17 protein-coding genes, 2 tRNA genes and 1 pseudogene are annotated in these 18001 nt (G+C 57.4%); all 20 read right to left on the minus strand.

Annotated features, from left to right (window positions below):
• Nucleotides 1-11: 11 nt before the first annotated feature.
• The 20 genes and pseudogenes from KI241_RS01480 to KI241_RS01575 all read right to left on the minus strand — a co-directional run bounded on the left by KI241_RS01480 (nucleotide 12) and on the right by KI241_RS01575 (nucleotide 17954).
• Nucleotides 12-947: a hypothetical protein gene (locus tag KI241_RS01480; protein WP_212803279.1), complete on the minus strand. Its 936-nt coding sequence runs from the start codon at nucleotides 945-947 to the stop codon at nucleotides 12-14.
• Nucleotides 940-2253, minus strand: coding sequence for an AAA family ATPase (locus KI241_RS01485; RefSeq protein ID WP_212803280.1), 1314 nt, complete (start codon nucleotides 2251-2253; stop codon nucleotides 940-942). The genes KI241_RS01480 and KI241_RS01485 overlap by 8 nt, the downstream gene beginning before the upstream one ends.
• Before the next feature lie 354 nt (nucleotides 2254-2607).
• Nucleotides 2608-3132 (minus strand): annotated as a pseudogene (locus KI241_RS01490) (integrase); the annotation flags it as partial.
• A gap of 905 nt (nucleotides 3133-4037) precedes the next feature.
• On the minus strand, nucleotides 4038-5366 hold the full coding sequence (locus KI241_RS01495; RefSeq protein WP_212803281.1) for an integrase arm-type DNA-binding domain-containing protein: 1329 nt from the start codon (nucleotides 5364-5366) through the stop codon (nucleotides 4038-4040).
• 164 nt (nucleotides 5367-5530) lie between these two features.
• Nucleotides 5531-5606: transfer RNA gene (locus KI241_RS01500), tRNA-Thr, on the minus strand.
• A gap of 75 nt (nucleotides 5607-5681) precedes the next feature.
• Entirely contained in the window at nucleotides 5682-6506 is an 825-nt protein-coding gene (locus KI241_RS01505) for an FkbM family methyltransferase (protein WP_212803282.1), read from the minus strand.
• A 331-nt stretch (nucleotides 6507-6837) separates the two neighbouring features.
• Nucleotides 6838-8070, minus strand: coding sequence for a methyltransferase (locus KI241_RS01510; protein ID WP_212803283.1), 1233 nt, complete (start codon nucleotides 8068-8070; stop codon nucleotides 6838-6840).
• Entirely contained in the window at nucleotides 8051-8740 is a 690-nt protein-coding gene (locus KI241_RS01515; RefSeq protein ID WP_123579377.1) for an ABC transporter permease, read from the minus strand. Before KI241_RS01515 ends, KI241_RS01510 begins: the two co-directional genes overlap by 20 nt.
• Nucleotides 8737-9432, minus strand: coding sequence for an ABC transporter permease (locus tag KI241_RS01520; RefSeq protein WP_212803284.1), 696 nt, complete (start codon nucleotides 9430-9432; stop codon nucleotides 8737-8739). The genes KI241_RS01515 and KI241_RS01520 overlap by 4 nt, the downstream gene beginning before the upstream one ends.
• A 78-nt stretch (nucleotides 9433-9510) precedes the next feature.
• Nucleotides 9511-10266, minus strand: coding sequence for an ABC transporter substrate-binding protein (locus KI241_RS01525; protein ID WP_053148690.1), 756 nt, complete (start codon nucleotides 10264-10266; stop codon nucleotides 9511-9513).
• A 13-nt stretch (nucleotides 10267-10279) separates the two neighbouring features.
• A complete protein-coding gene (locus tag KI241_RS01530; protein WP_042728139.1) occupies nucleotides 10280-11053 on the minus strand; it encodes an ABC transporter ATP-binding protein in 774 nt (257 codons plus the stop codon).
• A 466-nt stretch (nucleotides 11054-11519) separates the two neighbouring features.
• Nucleotides 11520-11924, minus strand: coding sequence for a tRNA(fMet)-specific endonuclease VapC (gene vapC, locus KI241_RS01535; RefSeq protein ID WP_042728141.1), 405 nt, complete (start codon nucleotides 11922-11924; stop codon nucleotides 11520-11522).
• Entirely contained in the window at nucleotides 11924-12154 is a 231-nt protein-coding gene (gene vapB / locus KI241_RS01540; protein WP_047736177.1) for a type II toxin-antitoxin system VapB family antitoxin, read from the minus strand. Before vapB ends, vapC begins: the two co-directional genes overlap by 1 nt.
• An 89-nt stretch (nucleotides 12155-12243) precedes the next feature.
• Nucleotides 12244-12690, minus strand: coding sequence for a hypothetical protein (locus KI241_RS01545; protein WP_212803285.1), 447 nt, complete (start codon nucleotides 12688-12690; stop codon nucleotides 12244-12246).
• Nucleotides 12691-12729: 39 nt separating this feature from the next.
• On the minus strand, nucleotides 12730-14964 hold the full coding sequence (locus KI241_RS01550; RefSeq protein ID WP_212803286.1) for an ATP-binding protein: 2235 nt from the start codon (nucleotides 14962-14964) through the stop codon (nucleotides 12730-12732).
• Complete coding sequence (locus tag KI241_RS01555) at nucleotides 14961-15566, minus strand: biliverdin-producing heme oxygenase (protein WP_042728145.1); 606 nt, start codon at nucleotides 15564-15566, stop codon at nucleotides 14961-14963. Before KI241_RS01555 ends, KI241_RS01550 begins: the two co-directional genes overlap by 4 nt.
• A gap of 73 nt (nucleotides 15567-15639) precedes the next feature.
• Nucleotides 15640-16698, minus strand: coding sequence for a PDDEXK nuclease domain-containing protein (locus tag KI241_RS01560; RefSeq protein WP_047736174.1), 1059 nt, complete (start codon nucleotides 16696-16698; stop codon nucleotides 15640-15642).
• 252 nt (nucleotides 16699-16950) lie between these two features.
• The gene (locus KI241_RS01565; protein WP_042728147.1) at nucleotides 16951-17358 is read right to left on the minus strand and encodes a hypothetical protein; all 408 of its coding nucleotides are present in this window, start codon (nucleotides 17356-17358) and stop codon (nucleotides 16951-16953) included.
• Between the two features lie 64 nt (nucleotides 17359-17422).
• A complete protein-coding gene (locus tag KI241_RS01570; RefSeq protein WP_047736173.1) occupies nucleotides 17423-17752 on the minus strand; it encodes a DHCW motif cupin fold protein in 330 nt (109 codons plus the stop codon).
• A 126-nt stretch (nucleotides 17753-17878) separates the two neighbouring features.
• A tRNA-Phe gene (locus KI241_RS01575) sits at nucleotides 17879-17954 on the minus strand.
• Nucleotides 17955-18001 lie beyond the last annotated feature (47 nt).

The following is an 18001-nucleotide window of genomic DNA, read 5'->3' on the forward strand; positions in this document are numbered from 1 at the left end:
CCGGTGAAGGATCAATGGGGACGTTGGTCAGCAAACGCTAATAACCTCTCCTTAATATAATGTAAGGACTTCATATCTGTATTCTGAAATGCGTGTGTTCGTAACATGTCGGCGTTAAAGAAGGAAGGGCTTCTGTAGAGGCATTTATTGGGTTCGCCATTGGCGCAAGATTGGCATCGTGGAATAATTGAATTGAAGCAATCTTCGGGAAGTTTTTTTATTTGATCATATAGTATATCTGAGTAAACTTCGTGTATCCATTTCCCCTTGCATATTTTAAGGATCGAATCTATCGAGTTAGACAATCCAAGTTCATTTGCAAAGTGGTCGAGTTCTATGCGCTTTGCTTGAATTTTTTCGTGAAGGCCTTGGTTTATTATGGCTTTAATTGGCCTGGAGTACCCGTATTCTGATTCATAGTCTCTTTTGCAAGCATTTTTTAGAGCCTCAAGAGAAACGTAGTATAGGAACTCTAGATGCTGGATGCTATGATCGTGAATACGCTTTATTTGACTTTCTTTTATAAGTTTATGTGTTGCATTTGTAAAGCGAGGTATTAAATATTTGGTTGAGCATAGACTAATATAATGGCTTTCTATCGAGTAGTAATTTAGCGTAAATATTGCCGGATCACCTGGCATTTCGTTTCTATAAAATCGGACGTCTCGATCGATAATGCCTAGTACATATTTTTCTATAGATATTCCATCGGAAACCAAACGAATTTCGCTAATGTTTTCGATCACCCCATTACATCCCTCGCGTTTCCCATAAAGAGTTTCGGATGCGTAAATATCACATTCGATATCTACTGATAGAGATATTCTTTCATAGATGGGGACGTCATCAATACCTTCCACAATTATTATTGAGGTTTTCGTCATTATTGCGAGGTTTAAAAGCTCATCTGCAGAAAACGCTATACTCGAGTTGACTTCGTTACTCATGGGGGATTTCACTCGGATTTAACTCCACCAATGAGGATGGTTGGCCCTTAGCAATAATTGGACTATGGGATGCGAGTATTATTTGAGTGTCTGGTGCTAGATCCTCTAGAAGCTTCACAAGGCTGCGCTGCCAAGTTGCGTTGAGGGAAATTTCTGGCTCATCAATTATGAGAAAATCTCTGTCTCGGGCGTCTGTTACGACAAGAGCGAGAAAAGTAAATAGATGTCTTTCACCGCTTGACAACGCATCAATACCATAAGGTTCATCTCTGACCAACAAACGAACGCCATGGCTGTTTATATCTATTTTTTTGTCTTCGCCCAGAAAATAGTTAAATGTCTCCATTAAGATATTTATGGAGTTGAGCAATTGTTTCTCCATTTTCAGCTCTTTTATCATGTTCCAAATAAGCTGACAGAGAATGGGGTTGTTTGTTGCTGCATAGGCATCATCTTCGCATTTGATGTTTGACAATATGCCTATGATTCTATTTTTGAAGTTGTTGTCAGGTCCATCTTCGAGCGCTTCAATAATCCTGTCTTTTCCAGCAGCTATTTGAGCGCCTAAATCATCAGGTACACTTATGCTTGTAGGTGTTTTAGTCTCTGAGTCGATAGCAACCGCTAGTGTGTCAAACAACGCATTTTGAATTTGTTCTGAAGCATAGTCTCGAGCTAGCCGATACCGATCTAGCAGCAGGAGTTCAACATTGTTGGTGTTTACACTTTTGAGAAAGGCGTGGTCTCGTTCTAATTGCAGATCATTTTTTTTGTCTCTGCGAAGGCTGCGATTCCTTACGGTACCTTGCCTGGTAAGATAGAATGCTAATTGTTCGGAAAGCTCGCTTGCTGCTGAACGTTCAAAATTAATTTTGCTGAAACCTATTAAGAATCTGTAGATGTCTGAGCTTTCTACTGCAGATGCTTGAGTGGCTGTTCCTCGATCAACGCCTAATGACAAAGACTTAGTTTTTGACAACGGACTGTTGTTAAACTCTTCCCAGTCATAGGAGTGGATAACGGTAATATTTTCTTCTTCGTGGTATTCCATAAATGCTGGAATAATTATTTCGTGTCTTTCATCCGTCTCGTCTACAAAGCTTATTACAGTGCATCTTACATTTTCTTTTGCTAGAGTCATATCATCTTTAGATAAGACTGCATGTATCAATTTGAGGAAGGTTGTTTTTCCGCTACCGTTGTTGCCGTAGATTATAGATGTTTGAGATCCTGAGAATTTGATAAAAGCTTCTCTGTGACGTGATTGGAAGCCTATAAAACGTATTGACTCTAATATAAGCCTCATTGCTCAAATTCCTTTTGTTAATGATCTGTACTTCAAATTTTTAAATAGTACTTATTTTGAAATTTTTCGAACCTGCCATTGATCAGAAAGCGCTTTTGTACATGCAGCATTCAAATTTAGCCGACCAGGCCTTCGATTAGCTACTTATAACGGAGTTTTTCCGTCAAAAAAGCGTGGAAAAGTCACGATTTGGTGATCGTCATCATTGGGCTACCTAGCTAAAGCCGAAAAGCGCCAGTGATCGCATACGGTAAAGTCGCAGCATAGCCCGACCCGATTGGCACGCCACGGTCAGTGTTGATTGGTCACTGTGGAATCATCTTGCTTGGCTTTGAGGATGTCCCGTGCAGTACGGACGATTCCTTCGCTCAAGCGCATACCGGTGGCTCGCGCTAACTGAGCGATGGCTGCGGCGCGCGACTGCCGATGTTCGCAGAGCACGTCGACGATCCGCTTCACCTGTTCGCGGTCTTGGCCTTGCGGCACTGAATGACGAACACTGGTGCGCCGCATTCCCAGCGCCTTACTCGGGCTCGGCACTTTCACATACTGATCACCGCGAAGCGCGGCCATGGTCCGATTCACACTGGACAACCGGTTTTGCGCAGTGGCGATGGCGAGCTCACTTTGTTCAACTTGCTGACGCAGATGTCCGGCGTAGTCCAGCAAAGTCTGCCGATCAATCTGCCGCGCGTCGTTAAACCCGGGTCCATCCTCCGACCGACACCAGCGTACAAACGCCTGCCAGCGATCACTGTGCGCCTTGACGGTCCCGTAATGCCCGCCGCCAAATAGGTCTTTCAACGCCTGTGCCCCGGTATAACTCAATTGCCGGCCATAGCCAAAATTGCGCCCATCCCGTCTACCGCCCAATGCCATGATCCAACTCCTCTCGAAGCCAAAATCCTTGAAGCTTTCCCCACGTCATCCCGCCACGGATGTTGAGTGTTATCAGGGATCAAGGCCCCTGCGGCCAGTGAGGGTTGTCCACTAACGCGGGACTGGCGGCTCTTTACGACCGGGAGCTTGGGCATCTCATGATCTGGCCTCCTGAGCACTTCCGAAGAAGCGGGCGGGTGGAGGCTGCGCTGGCTGACGAGACCGGCACCGCAAGATCCTGAGTCGGGTGAAGGCAGTGAAGCGATGACCGGGGCATGCCTGACTGTCAGTCAGGTGCAGTCCATTCCGTGGGCTGCGGCACCATCATCTGCATCGCTGTTGCTGGTGACTTCGGTGTTTGTCACGCCGATTGTCACGAGGGGGAATGCCGCAAAGCCTTGTACGAGTTGGGCTGCAGCAGCGGTAGGAGCGCCCGTCTCTTTCCGGGAGAAAGAGACGGGCGCAGGTTGGCGCAAGGAAATGGCCAAGCGGATAGGTTGCTGCAGGGCAGCTATGCAAGGGGATGAGTTGCCGCAGTGGGCAAACTGGTAAAAGTAGGCATCCATCACATCGCTGTGACCGTGCGAGCCGCCGGACGCTAATCGCACTTTGGGAGAACCACCACGGTGTGGCGTAGCCTTAAAGGTTCTGGCTACCTGGGTTGCTGTCAACGACAGCGCTTTGCCCGATCTTTTCTACGCCTGTGGATAATTTGGGTCAAGGCTCGAATTTTCCGGAGTTCTGCGGCTGTGGATGAAATTATCCACCGGTGGAAATCTATGGTTTTCCACAGACAGTTGCGTGGGCTTTAGATTTTTTAAGTGAGGTCCATCCAAGCAGGGCGGCTTTGCAGCCCCGCTTGGATGGACCCGCGTGGAAGGGCGGACTGCGGTCATCTCATTGGCTTACCCACGTTTGGATGCGCCACGGCTATTTTGTAGGGCGGTGATGTTGTTGCCGGCTGGGTGAGCGAATTCGTGAGGCGTTACATGGCCGCTGCGATTGGCATCAATGTAGTTGCTCCACCACGCCATGATCAGCCGGCGCTGCTCTAGAAATTCAGCTTTGTGGATATACGCGGCGCGCACACGGTTGCGTTCCTTGTGGCTCATTTGTCTTTCGATGGCTGCGTCGGTCCATAACCCGGACTCAAGCAGGGCGCTACAGGCCATGGTCCTGAAGCCATGGCCGCACACGTCCTTGCCGGTGTCATAGCCGACGTTGCGGAGCATGGTGTTCACCGTGTTCTCGGACATGGGCTTCCAGTACTTGTGGTCGCCCGGTAGCACCAACTCTGAAAAGCGACTCAGGCTGCGCAGGTGCTCCAGTATTTCGATGACCTGCGGCGATAGCGGAACCATTTGAATGTCGCCGTTCATCTTGGTCCCGCGTGTGGAGTTGCGTACCCCTTCAATCGGTGCGCGCGTATCGGGGATTTCCCACATGGCGCGTTGGAAGTCGAACTCACTCCATCGAGCGAAGCGCAACTCGCTGGAGCGGACGAACACATGCAGAGTCAGCAGCACGGCAAGGCGCGTCAGCTCGCGGCCGTTGTAGTTATCGATTCGGTGTAGCAGTTCGGGTAGGCGGTTGAGGGAGAGGGCCGGGCGATGGACTGTGCGTGGCGCGTGAATCGAGCCTGCCAGATCCAGTGCAGGATTCATGGTGATCTGCCGAGCCCTTTTGGCCCCGCGCATGATGGTGGATAAGTAGTTCTGTACCCGTAACGCCACATCCATGGTGCCGCGTTCCTTGATACGCTGGGTGATCTCTAGCAGGTCATGGGTATCGAGTTCAGAGATGGGTCGTTGGCCGATCAGCGGGAAGACGTGGGTACGCAGTCGGCTCATCACGGTTTTTGCGTGTCCTTCGGTCCAGCGACGGGACATGTCGGCGTGCCACTCCAGAGCAACGGTTTCGAAAAGCAGTGCCGCTCGCTGGGCTACGATCCTGGCCTTCTTCTTTTCTTCCATTGGGTCAAGGTTGTCGAGCAGCAACGCTTTGGCTTCGTCTCGCTTACGTCGTGCGACGGAAAGGGTAACGATCGGGTAATTGCCGATGATGAGCGTACCTTCCTTGCCGCTGGGCTTGGTGTACTTCAAGCGCCAGGTCTTCACGCCATTGGGTTTGACGAAAAGGTACATGCCGCCGCCGTCGAACAGTTTGTAGGCGCGTTCGCGGGTTTTGGCCGTGCGGCATTGCAGGTCGCTGAGGGGGATCGCTAGACGTGGCATAGGGGTACGCGCTCCTGACCGGGAAATCGCAGTACCCCTAACATACCCTCGGGGAAGGGGGATTTTGTTGGATCCCGACGGAGGGTCATGGAACGAAAAAACCCGCCAAAGGGCGGGTTTTCGGGGCTTCCAGAGCATTCGGTGGAATGTAATGGAGCCTAATGTGGTGCCGGCACCAGGAATCGAACCCGGGACCTACTGATTACAAGTCAGTTGCTCTACCAACTGAGCTATACCGGCGTGTGGGCGACGATTATAGCGGTTGGGCGCGTTCTGTAAACCCCTGAATTCTGACTATTTTTGCGCGAGGTTGGCTCAGGTGCGGTGCAGCACGTTGCGCAGTTTCTGCAAGGCGCGCCAGGTACGGCTGTTTTGGATGGCGTGGAGTTGGGCTTCGGCCTGCTCGGCGCGTCGCAGGGCGGCGCTCAGTTGGGCGTCGGTGTCGTCGAGGGGGTGGCTGAAGGGGTGGCCTTTGCGCAGTTGGAAGCCGTCGAGGTTGCAGGGTGGGATGTCGAAGGCGGGCTTGAGCGCCAGGTGTTCTTCGGCGAGGTAGTAGGTGTTGATGCCGTCGAACAGGATGGACTGGTAGCCGGCGCCGGTCACCAGAGCTTCCCAGGCCTGGTCGCGGGCCCATGGGGTTTCGATGAGGATGATCCAGGGGCGCCAGCGGCTGAAGTCCATGCCGCGCAGCACGGTTTCTTCGTGGCCTTCCACGTCGATTTTCAAGAAGTGGATGGGGCGGTCCTGCACATGCTCTTCGCAGATCGAGACCAGGGTGCGGGATTGGACGGTTTGGGTGCGCACGTCCATGCCGGCGTCGCGGTGCTGTTGGGCGACGTTGGGTTCGACGGTGGACAATCCGGTGTCGGCGATGGTGTAGAAGGTCAAGCTGTCGGCGTTGTCGCCGGCCACGCATTGCAGGTTGATGTCTCGGGGACGCTCCTGGCAGAGCGCGGCGTAGTAGGCCTGCACCGGTTCGATGTTGATGCCCTGCCAGCCGTGGTCGTAGAAAGCCCGGGTAACGGAATCATCGGTCGGATGGTTGGCGCCGACGTCGAGGTAAAAGCCGTTCTCCACCTGTTGAAGGGCGCGCCACAAGCGTATGTCTTCGAAGTTTTGTGCGTAGGAAATGAACGTCACGACCAATCCTTGAATGTGTCGGCAGGGTGTCAATCAGGATACGTTCGGTTGTTGTATAGCACCGCCAGGCCGGGTGCAATGAGTGCTGTAAGGCAGCACTGAATTCGGCGGTTATGTCGTTTTGCTTAGATGCTTATGCACAACGGGATGGATGCAGCCGCTTGAACCTTGCCATTTTGTGAACACGTTCTCATTGGGTCGCAAATAGCTGTTTTCATGGTTTTTTATCCATATGAACAAAAAATGAACACAGTGAATTCGGTCAACAAATCGCGGTTCCGTTGGATCCAGGCAGATTCCATCAACAGAGTTATCCACAGGCTGCGAGGGATTAATGACGCTCTGCCAGCAGCATCAGGTTTCGCGGCGTCAGGGGTGTTTCGCAGAAGGTGCCGAGGCGCACGGTGTAGCCTTTGTGGGTGAGGAAAAGTGCCCGGTCCAGTACCAGCCAAAGCTCCAGCGGGCGTCGGAAAAGACCACGCACCAGTTCCAGGTTGCGCACTTCGGCCAGGCGTTGCTGGCCCGCGGCTTCCAGTGCGGCCCAATCGGGCGTGCCGACTGTGGATAAGTCTTTGAGGGCCGCCAGATCGATGCAGTATTGGGCGAAGGATTTTTCCAGCCAGGCGCTGGGCAAGGACGGGGTTGGCAGGTAGTCGTCGCACCCTCGGATTTGCCGTTGCAGCAGGTCGAAGCCCAGGCGGCGGGCCATGGACTGGTCTCGTTGCCGTCGCACCCGGGCGCCAGCGGTCACGGTTTCGGTCAACGGCAGGCCGAGATCGTCGAGAGAAAGCTGTAGGGCGGAACCCTTGGCCGCGTCGGACAGCGGCTGATAGTGCTCGGCGCTGATGCGGTTGTAGCAACACGGGGCGATGGCCAGTTGCGCACACCCGGCCGCGCTGGCCAAGTGGAGCAAGCGCACATGCAGGTCGCCGCAGGCATGCAGGGCCACCGGTGTGTGTTCAGGGGCGATTGCCTGGGCGGCGTCTGCCGCCAGCACGTCTTGGCGCAGGTGCATGGCAGGCAAGTGGTGACGCTGGCTCAACTGCTGGCCGCTATCGACCAGCGTGGGGTCGTATTCCAGGCAGGTCAGGCGTTGCTCTCCGTGCAGCAGGCGGCGGCCGAGATGGCCTTTGCCGGCGCACCAGTCCAGCCAATGGATGGGTTCGCTGGCAAAGCGCAAGCGGCTGGCGAAGGCTTCGATCTGCTGCCATTTACGCCCGGGCACCTCAACATTGAGGCGATGGGTCGGTGCGTCCAGCGTTCGTGCGGGCAGGGGGGCAACTGAACTCAAGGTGCGGGAAGCGGCCGCCAGTTCCGCAAAGGGAGCCGGCGCGTGCTCGATCAGCCAGGGCTGGTGATGGTCGTGTTCGGCGGCTTCCAAGGGGCGCTGGCGTAGCCAATGGGCCATCTGTGGGTAAGACGTTTCCCAGGGGAGCTGCAGATGGGTGAACGGCCGTGGTTTCCACAAGGCCTGGTGTGCGGTGAGAAACCCATCCAGCGCCGTGAAACGGGCGAGCAGCGCTTCGCCCGTCAGCACGCCGCCGTCAGCGTCCTTGGCAGGCATCGACGCGTAACCAGCGCTCCAGCTGCTTGAAGCCTTGCACCAGCAGGAACGCCATCAACAGGTAGAACATGCCGGCCGCGAAGAAGATCTCCACCGGCAGGTAAGTCCGGGCAATGATGGTACGGGCCATGCCGGTGAGTTCCAGCAGGGTCACGGTGCTGGCCAGGGCGCTGGCCTTGAGCATCAGGATCACTTCGTTGCTGTAGGCCGGCAGGCCGATGCGCGCGGCACGGGGCAGCATGATGTAGAACAGCGCCTTAGGCCGCGACATGCCCAGGGCCCGGGCGGCTTCGACCTCGCCACGCGGAATGGCCTGGATCGCGCCACGCAGGATCTCGGCGATGTAGGCGGCGGTGTGCAGGGTCATGGTCACCGTCGCGCACCAGAACGGATCGCGCAGGTACGGCCACAACGCGCTGCTGCGCACGGCATCGAACTGCGCCAGGCCGTAATACACCAGGAACAACTGGACCAATAACGGCGTGCCACGGAAAAAGAAGATGTAGGCGTAGGGTAACGCCCGCACGTACCACAGGCGTGAAGAGCGGGCGATCCCCAGCGGAATGGCCAGCAACAGCCCGGCGATCACGGCGATGGCCACCAGTTCCAGGGTCAGCGTCGCGCCCTGGGCCAGTTTTGGCAGCCACTTGATGATGACTTCCCAGTTCATTGGGTGCTCCTGATAAAGCCGCGCGCGGCGCGTCGTTCCAGCAAGTGCATGCCGGTCATGGCGAGTACGGTCAGGCCCAGGTACATGAACGCGGCCACCATGTAGAAGGTGAATGGCTGCTTGGACACGGTCACGCCGATCTGTGCGTGGCGCATGATTTCTTCCAGCCCGATCACCGAGACCAGCGCGGTGTCCTTCATCAGGATCATGAACAGGTTGCCCAGGCCCGGCAGGGCGATGCGCCACATCTGCGGCATGATCAACCGGGTGAAGATCCGCCATTTCGACAGGCCCAGGGCGACGCCGGCTTCACGATGCCCCTTGGGAATCGCCAGGATCGCCCCGCGAAACACTTCCGTCGCATAGGCGCCAAAGCACAGGCCCAGGGCGATGACGCCGGCGGCGAAGGCGTCGAGGGCCAGGTCGGGATTGCCCAGGTGCTCGCCCAGCGCCCGCATCAGATTGACGGTGCCGAAGTAGATCAACAGCACCCAGAGCAATTCCGGAATGCCGCGAACCAGTGTCGAGTATGTTCCGCCAAGCCATTGCAGCGGCTTGTACGGCGAGGTCTTGGCCAAGGCGCCGAGCAGGCCCAGCACCAGCCCCAGGCACAAGGCCGAGAGTGCCAGTTTGACGGTCATCAGCGCGCCGGCGGCGAGCGCCGGGCCGAATCCGTAGAGGTCGATCATCATGGGTGTGTGTTCATATCGCTGCAGGCTTTGCAAAGGGCCGGCGCTGCGGTGCAGCAGCGTCGGCCAGGCACGTCAGCATCAATAGATGTTGAACGGGAAGTACTTGTCGTTGATTTTCTTGTAGGTACCGTCGGCGACGATTTCCTTGAGCGCGGCGTTCAGCTTGTTGCGCAGTTCGTCGTCACCCTTGCGCACGGCGATGCCGATCTTGTCGCTTTCCACCACCGGGTCGCCCTTGAATTCGTAGGCGCGGCCGGCGTCGGTTTTCAGCCAGTCATAGTTGACGTACTTGTCTGCCAGGATCGCATCGACGCGGCCGGAGGTCAGGTCCAGGTAGGCGTTTTCCTGGGTGTCGTAGAGCTTGGCGGTGATGTCGCTGCCCAGTTCGTCTTCCAGCCAGGTGCCGGCCAGGGTCGCCCGTTGTGCACCGATGACCTTGCCTTTGAGCGAGTCCTTATCGGTTTTGAAGTCGACGTTTTTCGGCGCGATGAACTGCAGCTTGTTGGAGTAGTACGGGTCGGTGAAGTCCACCGCCTGCTTGCGTTCCTCGGTGATCGACAGCGAGGAGATCAGGAAGTCGAACTTCTTGGCGTTCAAGGCCGGGATGATGCCGTCCCAATCGGAGGTGACCACTTCGCACTCGACTTTCATCTTGGCGCACAGGGCGTCGCCGATGTCCTTGTCGAAGCCCACGACCTGGCCGCTGGCGTCCTTGTTGTTGAACGGCGGGTAGGCCGCTTCGATGCCCATCTTCAGCTTTTCGGCCGCCATGGCATTGGCCGAGAACACCAGGCTGGCGGCAGCGGCCAAAAGGAATTTCTTGTAGATCTGCATATGTACTGCTCCGTTAGCGGTTGCTGGACATGAATTGTTTGCAGCGCGCCGAAAGCGGGTTTTCGAAGACCTGCTGTGGCGATCCTTGCTCCTCGACCAGGCCCTGATGAAGGAACACCACTTCGCTGGAGACCTGGCGGGCGAAACCCATTTCGTGGGTCACCAGCAGCATGGTGCGGCCTTCTTCGGCCAGGGCGCGGATCACACTAAGTACTTCCTGGACCATTTCCGGGTCAAGGGCGGAGGTCGGCTCGTCGAACAGAATCACCTTGGGTTGCATCGCCAGCGTGCGGGCGATGGCGGCGCGCTGTTGCTGGCCGCCGGAGAGTTCGGCGGGGTAGGCGTGGCGCTTGTCGGCAATGCCGACCTTGGCCAACAAGGCTTCGGCGACTTCGATGGCCTCGGCCTTGCTCTGGCCGAGCACCCGGCGTGGGGCTTCGATGATGTTGTCGAGGATGCTCATGTGCGGCCAGAGATTAAAGTTTTGAAACACAAAACCAATCTCACTGCGCATGCGGTTGATCTGTTTGCCGTCGGCGGCCACCAACTCGCCGTTTTTCGCGGCCTTGAGCTTGAGCGCTTCGCCGGCCACCAGGATTTCACCCTGGTTGGGGTTTTCCAGCAGGTTGATGCAACGCAGGAATGTCGACTTGCCGGAACCGGAGGAACCCAGGATCGAGATCACATCGCCGTCGCGGGCGGTCAGCGAGACGCCTTTGAGCACCTCTAACTGTCCGTAGCGTTTATGCAGGTTGCGGATTTCAAGCGCGGGCGTGGCCTGGGCCATGTGCGGTCCTCATGGTGTGTGCTCCCTTGCTGTTGGCTGCCTTCCGTGGCGAGGCGGCCAAGCTAGCATGCGTCCGAATGGTCGCCAACAGCGCTACGGGGGATAAATCGGTGATGTGCGGCAGGTTGTCGCATCGCCGCAGCAGACTGTCGCGCCATCAACAACCGAACGGCCGTTTGAACCGTGTCTACCGCTAAAAATCCCGGGGGAGTCGCGTAAAAAAAGGCGCGATGGTGCCAGCTTTGGGCGGGGGTTGGAAGGGTTAATCGGATGAGCGTTACCGCAATCAGAAGTAACTTCGGGTTATTCGGGAGCGTCCTCAAGATCCCACAATATTTTGAGGACCTCTCTGAAGCTGGCGCGTGCTGTTTCGAAATCCGCCTGTACTTCAGGGCTGTGAAGCCAATGTTCCGCTGTTTCCTGAACAGGAGTTTTGATGGAGCTTTTTAACTTCAGGCAACCGAAGTTACATCCCTGTCCAATCCTCGATGCGCAGTCCGGGGACTCTTTCGAATTCTTTCAGATTATTGGTGACTACGATCAACCCGAGGGAGCGGGCATGGCCGGCAATCATCTGGTCGTAGGGGCCGATTGGCCTGCCAATCTTTGCCAGCTCTGCCCGGATCATGCCGGTATGGGCTGCGGCGTCATAACCGAAAGGTAAAACCTCAAGTCGGGCACAGAACCCTTCGATGACGCCGAGATTTTTCTCTGGGGCGGATGACTTTTCTGCGCCGTAGATCAACTCCATCAGTGTGACGGCGCTGATGCAGAGCTGGCCGTGATGACGATTGAAAGCTTCTCTGACGATCTGGGGCTTGTTCTTGATGGTGAAAATACAGACGTTGGTATCGAGCATGAACTTGATCATCAGAAAGACTCACGCTCCTGATCGGCAGGCTGTTCACGCTCTGCCATGAAGTCTGCCGTGGCGTTATCGCCATCGAACCAGCTATCCCAGGCTTCGCCAGCCGGCGTGATAATGCGCGTTCTGCCTATGGCGATCACGTCTACACGCTTTACGTCGCTTGGCATCGCCACTGCCTTGGGTAGCCGGACCGCTTGGCTGCGGTTGCTCATGAAAAGGGTGGTTTGTTCCATGTGCCGTCCTCCATTGGATGCAGTTGAAGCATAGGATAATGGAGGGATATGTCAATGGGATATACCACGGTGACGAATAGCCGGCCGGTTTATTCGCTGGCGGGTTCTTCCATCGACTGGCGATACCGATCCAGCGCCTCGCTGAAGTCCTTGATGAACTCAGGGGTGCTGAGCCAGCGCTGCGCCGTCTCGCGGTCCATGTCGTCGGCCCACATGCGGTAGTCCACCAGCATGTCGGCGGCCAGGTTGGTGGCCGCCATGCTTTCGTTTTCGGCGTTCTTCAGGTCGAGCAGGCCCGGGCGTTCGCTGATCATCACGCTCAGGGAGGAAAGCAGCGTGTCGAGCAGCTCGGCGCGGCTGACGGCCTCGGCTTCGCGCAGCTTGGCGAACAGCTCCAGCACATACACCGGCGGTTGAGCGGTGGCGTGGGCGGGGTCGCCATACATCGGGATGGATTTACGTCCGCTCATGCGGATCTGCTTGGCTTTGTCCTTGGCGCGCTTGGCGCGTTTTTGCTGCTTGTTCAGTGAGGCCATTGGGCTTCGGTTTCCAATTAGTCAGGGGATATGCCCGGCTCAGTCGATTTTTGGCACGGTAAAGGTGAACTCGCTGCCTTTGCCTGGCTGGCTTTCGGCGTGCAGTTTACCGCCATGGGCCTGGACAATCCCCTTGGAGATGTACAGCCCCAAGCCGGTGCCGTTCGGGTTGCCTTCCTTGATTGTCCAGTAGCGGTCGAACACGTGAGGCAACTGCTCTGCGGTAATGCCTTCGCCGGTGTCGCGAACACTGAACACGATCTCATTGCCTACCGACATCGCGCTGATGCCCACGCGGCCTTTCTGCGGCGTGAACTTGATGGCGTTGCCGATCAGGTTCGACAGCACCTGGAACAGGCGCTCGGGATCGGCGTTGATCTTCAGGTCGGGTTCGGCCTGGAAGGACATGTCGATGGCCTTGGCGATAGCCAGCGGCGACAACAGCGAGAAGGCGTCTTCGAAGATCTGGCTGACGGCGATCGGCTGGGGATTGATGGTGTAGCGTCCGGCGTCGATCTTCGAGGTGTCGAGCAAGTCTTCCAGCAGCGCGTTCATGCGGCTGGTGGCTTGTTGCATGGTGTCGATGGCCGAGGAAATGCGCTTGGAGCTGTGGGAGCCATCGGAGCTGAAGGCCTTTTGCATCATGCCGCAGAGCATGGAAATGACTGTCATGGGGCTGCGCAGGTCATGGGAGACCACCGCCACCAGTTCGTCGCGAGCCTGTACGGCCAGGCGCTCCTTGTGGACTTGGCGGGCCAGGTCGTTCTCCAGGGCCGAGCGCCGCAGGTCATTGGCCGCGAACAGGTCGCCATGGCTCCATTTGGTGCTGATGCCGGCCATTTCGACTTTCCAGATTTCGAAAGACGTCCGGGGCCGCAGGCGCAGGCCGGTCTCGCTGTTCTCCAGGTCCAGGGGCTTTTGCGGATCGCCGCTCCACTGGAGGGTTTGTTTCACCTCGGGGCGGAACCACAGCACGCCATTTTCCACCGGCTTGGGCAGGTGGATCGCCAGTACGCCGCTGGCCACCTCCTGGTAAGCCTGGGCCGGCGAGAAAATGCTGCCCAGGTTGTGGTGGGCGAACACCGGCTGGCCGGTTTCCAGGATCCATTTGTGCAATTCGCGGATCTGCTCCGGCTCCGGGCATTGGCCGTGGCGGTGCAGCTTGTTGTCCTCCAGAATCGCCACGCCGCAGGCGTCGGCCAGGTCCATCAGCCGTTGCGGCTCGTGGGACAAGCCGTCAAACACGTTATGGGTGGACTCGGCCATGGCGGCGGCGAGCACCTTCAGGTTCGCAAGCTTGGCGTCCCGTTGGCGCGTCAGTTCCAGGGCTTCCATGGCACTGATCTGCAACGACAGCACTTGGCCGATGGTCTGGCAGGCCATGCGCATTTCATGGGGGACCAGCAGCGGCTCGCGGTTGCCGCAACTGATCAGCCCCCACAAGCGCTCGCCCTCCATCAGCGAGATGCTCATGGACGACAGCACACCCATGTTCTTCATGTATTGGCGGTGGATCGGCGAGACGCTGCGCAGCGTGGCGAAGCTCAGGTCCAGGGGCGCCCCGGTATCGGGTCGTAACTCGGGGACTAAAGGAACCGGCGCATAGTCGGCGTGGGGGATGATGCGCAACCAGTTGGTGCGGTACAGCTCGCGAGCCTGCTCGGGGATGTCCGAGGCCGGGAAGAACAGGCCTTTGTAGAGCTCCATTGACGGCGCGCTGGCTTCGGCGATCACCTGGCCGTGGCCTTCTTCTTCGAAGCGATAGATCAATACGCGGTCGTAACCGGTCATCGCCTGGATTTCCCGCACGCTGATTTCGTACAGGGCCTGAAGGGTCTTCGCACTTTGCAGGCGTTGCAGCATGCGGCCCATGTTGGCCTCGCCGCTGACGCCTTCGGGGCGGTAGTCGCTCAGGTGCTGTTCCAGCTCGACGATCAGGGCGCCTTGATGGCGATGCACTAGGGCGTCGAAGCGCAACTGGTTCACGACGATAGCCACGGGCACGTTGTCGCTTTCAGGAGCGGCACGGCAGGCGACAAGAATGGCTTCGGCCTGCTCCAGCCCGAACAGGGCGTCCAGGGTCTTGCCCAGCAGTCGGTCGGGGTCGTGGCCCATCAGTTGCAGCACGTTGGCGCTGACCTGGCGGATCACAAAGTCAGGCTCAGACAGCATCAGCAGAACGCCATGAGGCTGGATGGCCCCGGGGAAGCGAATCGGTTCGTCTGCGCAATTGGCCAGCAGTTCTTCGAAGGCTTCTTGGTTATCCGGGTTCATAACAGGACCTCCTGGCTGTCCAGCCAGTGTTCAAAATAGGTAAACGTCGCCTTGGCAGCGTTTGTGACTTCGAGCGTTTGGGCTTGGCCAAGGTTCCTGTCGTCCAGGTATTGGAGGAAGTCCTTCCAGCGTCGGCCGGTGAACTCACCATAAACGTTGAGAAACGCCGCGCCGCTGGAAGCATCGAGCCCCAGCTGCTCAGCCACCCGGCGCCGCAGAATCTGCCCGCCAAGGGTCGCGCCTTCCAGCACATAGGAAACACCCAGCGCCGCGGCGCGCGAGTCGATCCGGGGAAGCGCCTGGCAAGTCGGCAGGGCGTCGATTGCGGCGTCATCCAGGCCCAGCGCCGTGAGGTCCGCCCGCAGCACCGGGAGCTTGACACGCAGGGATTGGTCCAGCCCGGTCGGTATCAGCGCAAGCACATGAAGCCGTTGCTCCAGCGGCTGGTAAAAACCGTAGTAGGCCGCCATCAAGCGCCGATACAGCGCGAGATCCAGGCGCTCGGAGAAAAACGGCAGGCGTTTCTCCAAGGCAATGTGCAGGGTGGCGGTTTCGGTCCGCAATGCCTGGATCAGGGAAGGGTGGGGTGCGGCCGATGACATGCAGGAAAGAGCTCTTTGGTGGCGTGTTACGGAAAAAAATCCGCGTCAATGGTACACAGGATTTCTGAAAGGGTTATCCGCTTTTATCGCCCGTCTGGCGGTTGGCTTCTTCAAGCCGCGCCCGCTCGCGATCCAGGGCCTGGCGCAATTCTTCTTCCGATGGAAGGACGAGCTGATACTGGCTGGCAAACAGCTGTTCGTTGCCGTGCAAGACGGAGTAGCGCACCACGGATTCGTCCTTCTGGGCGCAGAGGATGATGCCGACGGTGGGTTTGTCGCCGGGCCCGCGCTTCAGCTCGTCATAGAGGCGCACGTACATGTCCATTTGCCCGATGTCCTGATGGCTCAGCTCACCGCGCTTGAGGTCGACAATCACGAAGCACTTGAGCAGGTAGTTGTAGAACACCAGGTCCAGGTAGAAGTCCTTGCTTTCGGTGCTGATGCGCTGTTGGCGCGCAACGAAGGCGAAGCCCTTGCCCAGCTCAAGGAGAAAGCCTTGTAGTTGGTCGATCAAGGCCTGTTCCAGGTTGGTTTCCAACAAGGTGCCGGCATTCGGCAGCCCTAGGAACTCCAGGACGACAGGGTCTCTGACAATGTCCCTGGGGCCCAGGTCAATCTCCTTGAGCTTGGCCGCCGCTTCCTCTTTCACCGCAGGCTGGTCACGGCTTGCCAGCAGGCGTTCGTAGTAGAAGGTACCGATCTGACGCTCCAGGGCCCGGGTTGACCAGCCTTGTGTGGTGGCTTCGTGCATGTACCACTGGCGAGCTGCGTCGTTTTCTACGCGCAGGAGCGTGCGGTAGTGGGTCCAGCTTAATTCGGTACGCACTGCGTTCCAAATTTGGAATGTCTGATAAAAGTCGCGCATGTGCCGCAAATTTCTTTCATCAAACCCTTTTCCGAACTTCGTCGTAAGCTCGATGGCCAATGTCGGCAGCAATCGCGCGCCATAAGCAGCCCGCTCGGCACCGCCCTGTTCGAACTCGACGATATGCCGGCCGATCTGCCAGCAGGTTTGCACTTGAAGGGTATCAACGGCGCGCAGCACCTTCTGTCGTGCCTGCCGGATCAGGTCACCCAGCTCGCTGATCAGTGGGGCCAGTGTCGGGTCATCCTGGGGGAGAAGGGAGCTCATCGAATGTCTGCCAAAGGAGTGGGCGGACCGAAAGGATGCGCCACGCGGCGTTTCGATGATGCCGGACGAAGCTGATTGATCGGGAGGAAAAGAGTGGGAGTCACGCCAGACCGATTTGAGGACTGGCTAGGCCACGTGTCGCCGACATGTAGGACCTATCCGAGAAAGCTGTAGGCACACCAATAGAGGCGAATACGTGACGAAGAGGCTGCCCACCCGGCGTGAACAGCCTCTCATTGACCAGGCGCGAAATTAATCAGGATGCTGCGTCAGCGCCTGGGAGGCGGCGACATAGTCAGCCTGGAATTGCGGGCTTTCGACCCAGTCCAGGGCCGCTTGCTCATCGACACCGGTGGTCAGGCGCCGGTATTCGATCAGCGCGGTAAAGATGAAGTCAGTGGCTTCTTCCTCGCCCTCCTGCTCCAGGACGAGGGCCAGCAACGGATGCGCCAGGAAGACCGAGCACATGGCCTGCTGGCTGACCTTTTCGGCGGCGCGCATGGATTCGAACAGTTCCGACAGGTCTACCGTCTCCAGGTCGATGCGCTCATCGTTCGGGTCCAGAAAGTCGTTTGGTGCCGCGGCACGCTGGATGCGGTTCTTCTTGGCTTTCGCCTTGGCGCGTTGGGTGCGCTTTTGCTGCTTGTTCACCGATGCCATGGGCCGGGCTCCTGACGTAAAAATAAGGCTGCCCATGCTACAGCTTCAAGGCGCTCGCTTCGAATCAATCCACCACGAACAGCGTGGCACCTTGGGCGGTGGAAGAACGATGCGGTTCGGCCTGATCGGCCACCTGGTAGCTCATGCCAGGCTTGAGCACAAACTGCCGGCCGTCCTCCAGTTCGGTGCTCAGCTCGCCTTTCAGGCAAAACAGGATGTGGCCCTTGGTGCACCAGTGATCAGCCAGGTAGCCCGCCGTGTACTCCACCATCCTGACCCGGATGTTCCCGAACTGCCGGGTGCGCCAATACGCCGTTCCGGTAACGCCGTTGTGTACGGTGGGTTCGATGGTTGACCAATCGGTGGTGCCAAAGGGGATGCCGGTGATGTCCATGTCGACTCGTTTGTTGGGGGAGGTGGAGTGACGAGGGTCGAATGTAGCGGAGTCGGTTGGGTGGGGGGAAGAAACCCCAGGCAATAAAAAACCCCGATCAATCACTTGATCGGGGTTTTCGGTATTTGGTGCCCAGAGACGGAATCGAACCGCCGACACGGGGATTTTCAATCCCCTGCTCTACCGACTGAGCTATCTGGGCAACGGGGCGCATTAAACGGGTTTTTCAGGGGGGCGTCAAGCACGTTA

The organism is Pseudomonas sp. Cab53 (assembly GCF_018325965.1).
GTDB classification, from domain to species: Bacteria; Pseudomonadota; Gammaproteobacteria; order Pseudomonadales; family Pseudomonadaceae; genus Aquipseudomonas; species Aquipseudomonas chlororaphis_E.

Coding starts and splice junctions, on each gene's coding strand:
- KI241_RS01480 (WP_212803279.1), bottom strand. CDS start 947: ATGAGTAACGAAGTCAACTCGAGTATAGCGTTTTCTGCAGATGAGCTT.
- KI241_RS01485 (WP_212803280.1), bottom strand. CDS start 2,253: ATGAGGCTTATATTAGAGTCAATACGTTTTATAGGCTTCCAATCACGT.
- KI241_RS01495 (WP_212803281.1), bottom strand. CDS start 5,366: ATGCCACGTCTAGCGATCCCCCTCAGCGACCTGCAATGCCGCACGGCC.
- KI241_RS01510 (WP_212803283.1), bottom strand. CDS start 8,070: ATGCCTGCCAAGGACGCTGACGGCGGCGTGCTGACGGGCGAAGCGCTG.
- KI241_RS01515 (WP_123579377.1), bottom strand. CDS start 8,740: ATGAACTGGGAAGTCATCATCAAGTGGCTGCCAAAACTGGCCCAGGGC.
- KI241_RS01520 (WP_212803284.1), bottom strand. CDS start 9,432: ATGATGATCGACCTCTACGGATTCGGCCCGGCGCTCGCCGCCGGCGCG.
- KI241_RS01525 (WP_053148690.1), bottom strand. CDS start 10,266: ATGCAGATCTACAAGAAATTCCTTTTGGCCGCTGCCGCCAGCCTGGTG.
- KI241_RS01530 (WP_042728139.1), bottom strand. CDS start 11,053: ATGGCCCAGGCCACGCCCGCGCTTGAAATCCGCAACCTGCATAAACGC.
- vapC (WP_042728141.1), bottom strand. CDS start 11,924: ATGATCAAGTTCATGCTCGATACCAACGTCTGTATTTTCACCATCAAG.
- vapB (WP_047736177.1), bottom strand. CDS start 12,154: ATGGAACAAACCACCCTTTTCATGAGCAACCGCAGCCAAGCGGTCCGG.
- KI241_RS01545 (WP_212803285.1), bottom strand. CDS start 12,690: ATGGCCTCACTGAACAAGCAGCAAAAACGCGCCAAGCGCGCCAAGGAC.
- KI241_RS01550 (WP_212803286.1), bottom strand. CDS start 14,964: ATGAACCCGGATAACCAAGAAGCCTTCGAAGAACTGCTGGCCAATTGC.
- KI241_RS01555 (WP_042728145.1), bottom strand. CDS start 15,566: ATGTCATCGGCCGCACCCCACCCTTCCCTGATCCAGGCATTGCGGACC.
- KI241_RS01560 (WP_047736174.1), bottom strand. CDS start 16,698: ATGAGCTCCCTTCTCCCCCAGGATGACCCGACACTGGCCCCACTGATC.
- KI241_RS01565 (WP_042728147.1), bottom strand. CDS start 17,358: ATGGCATCGGTGAACAAGCAGCAAAAGCGCACCCAACGCGCCAAGGCG.
- KI241_RS01570 (WP_047736173.1), bottom strand. CDS start 17,752: ATGGACATCACCGGCATCCCCTTTGGCACCACCGATTGGTCAACCATC.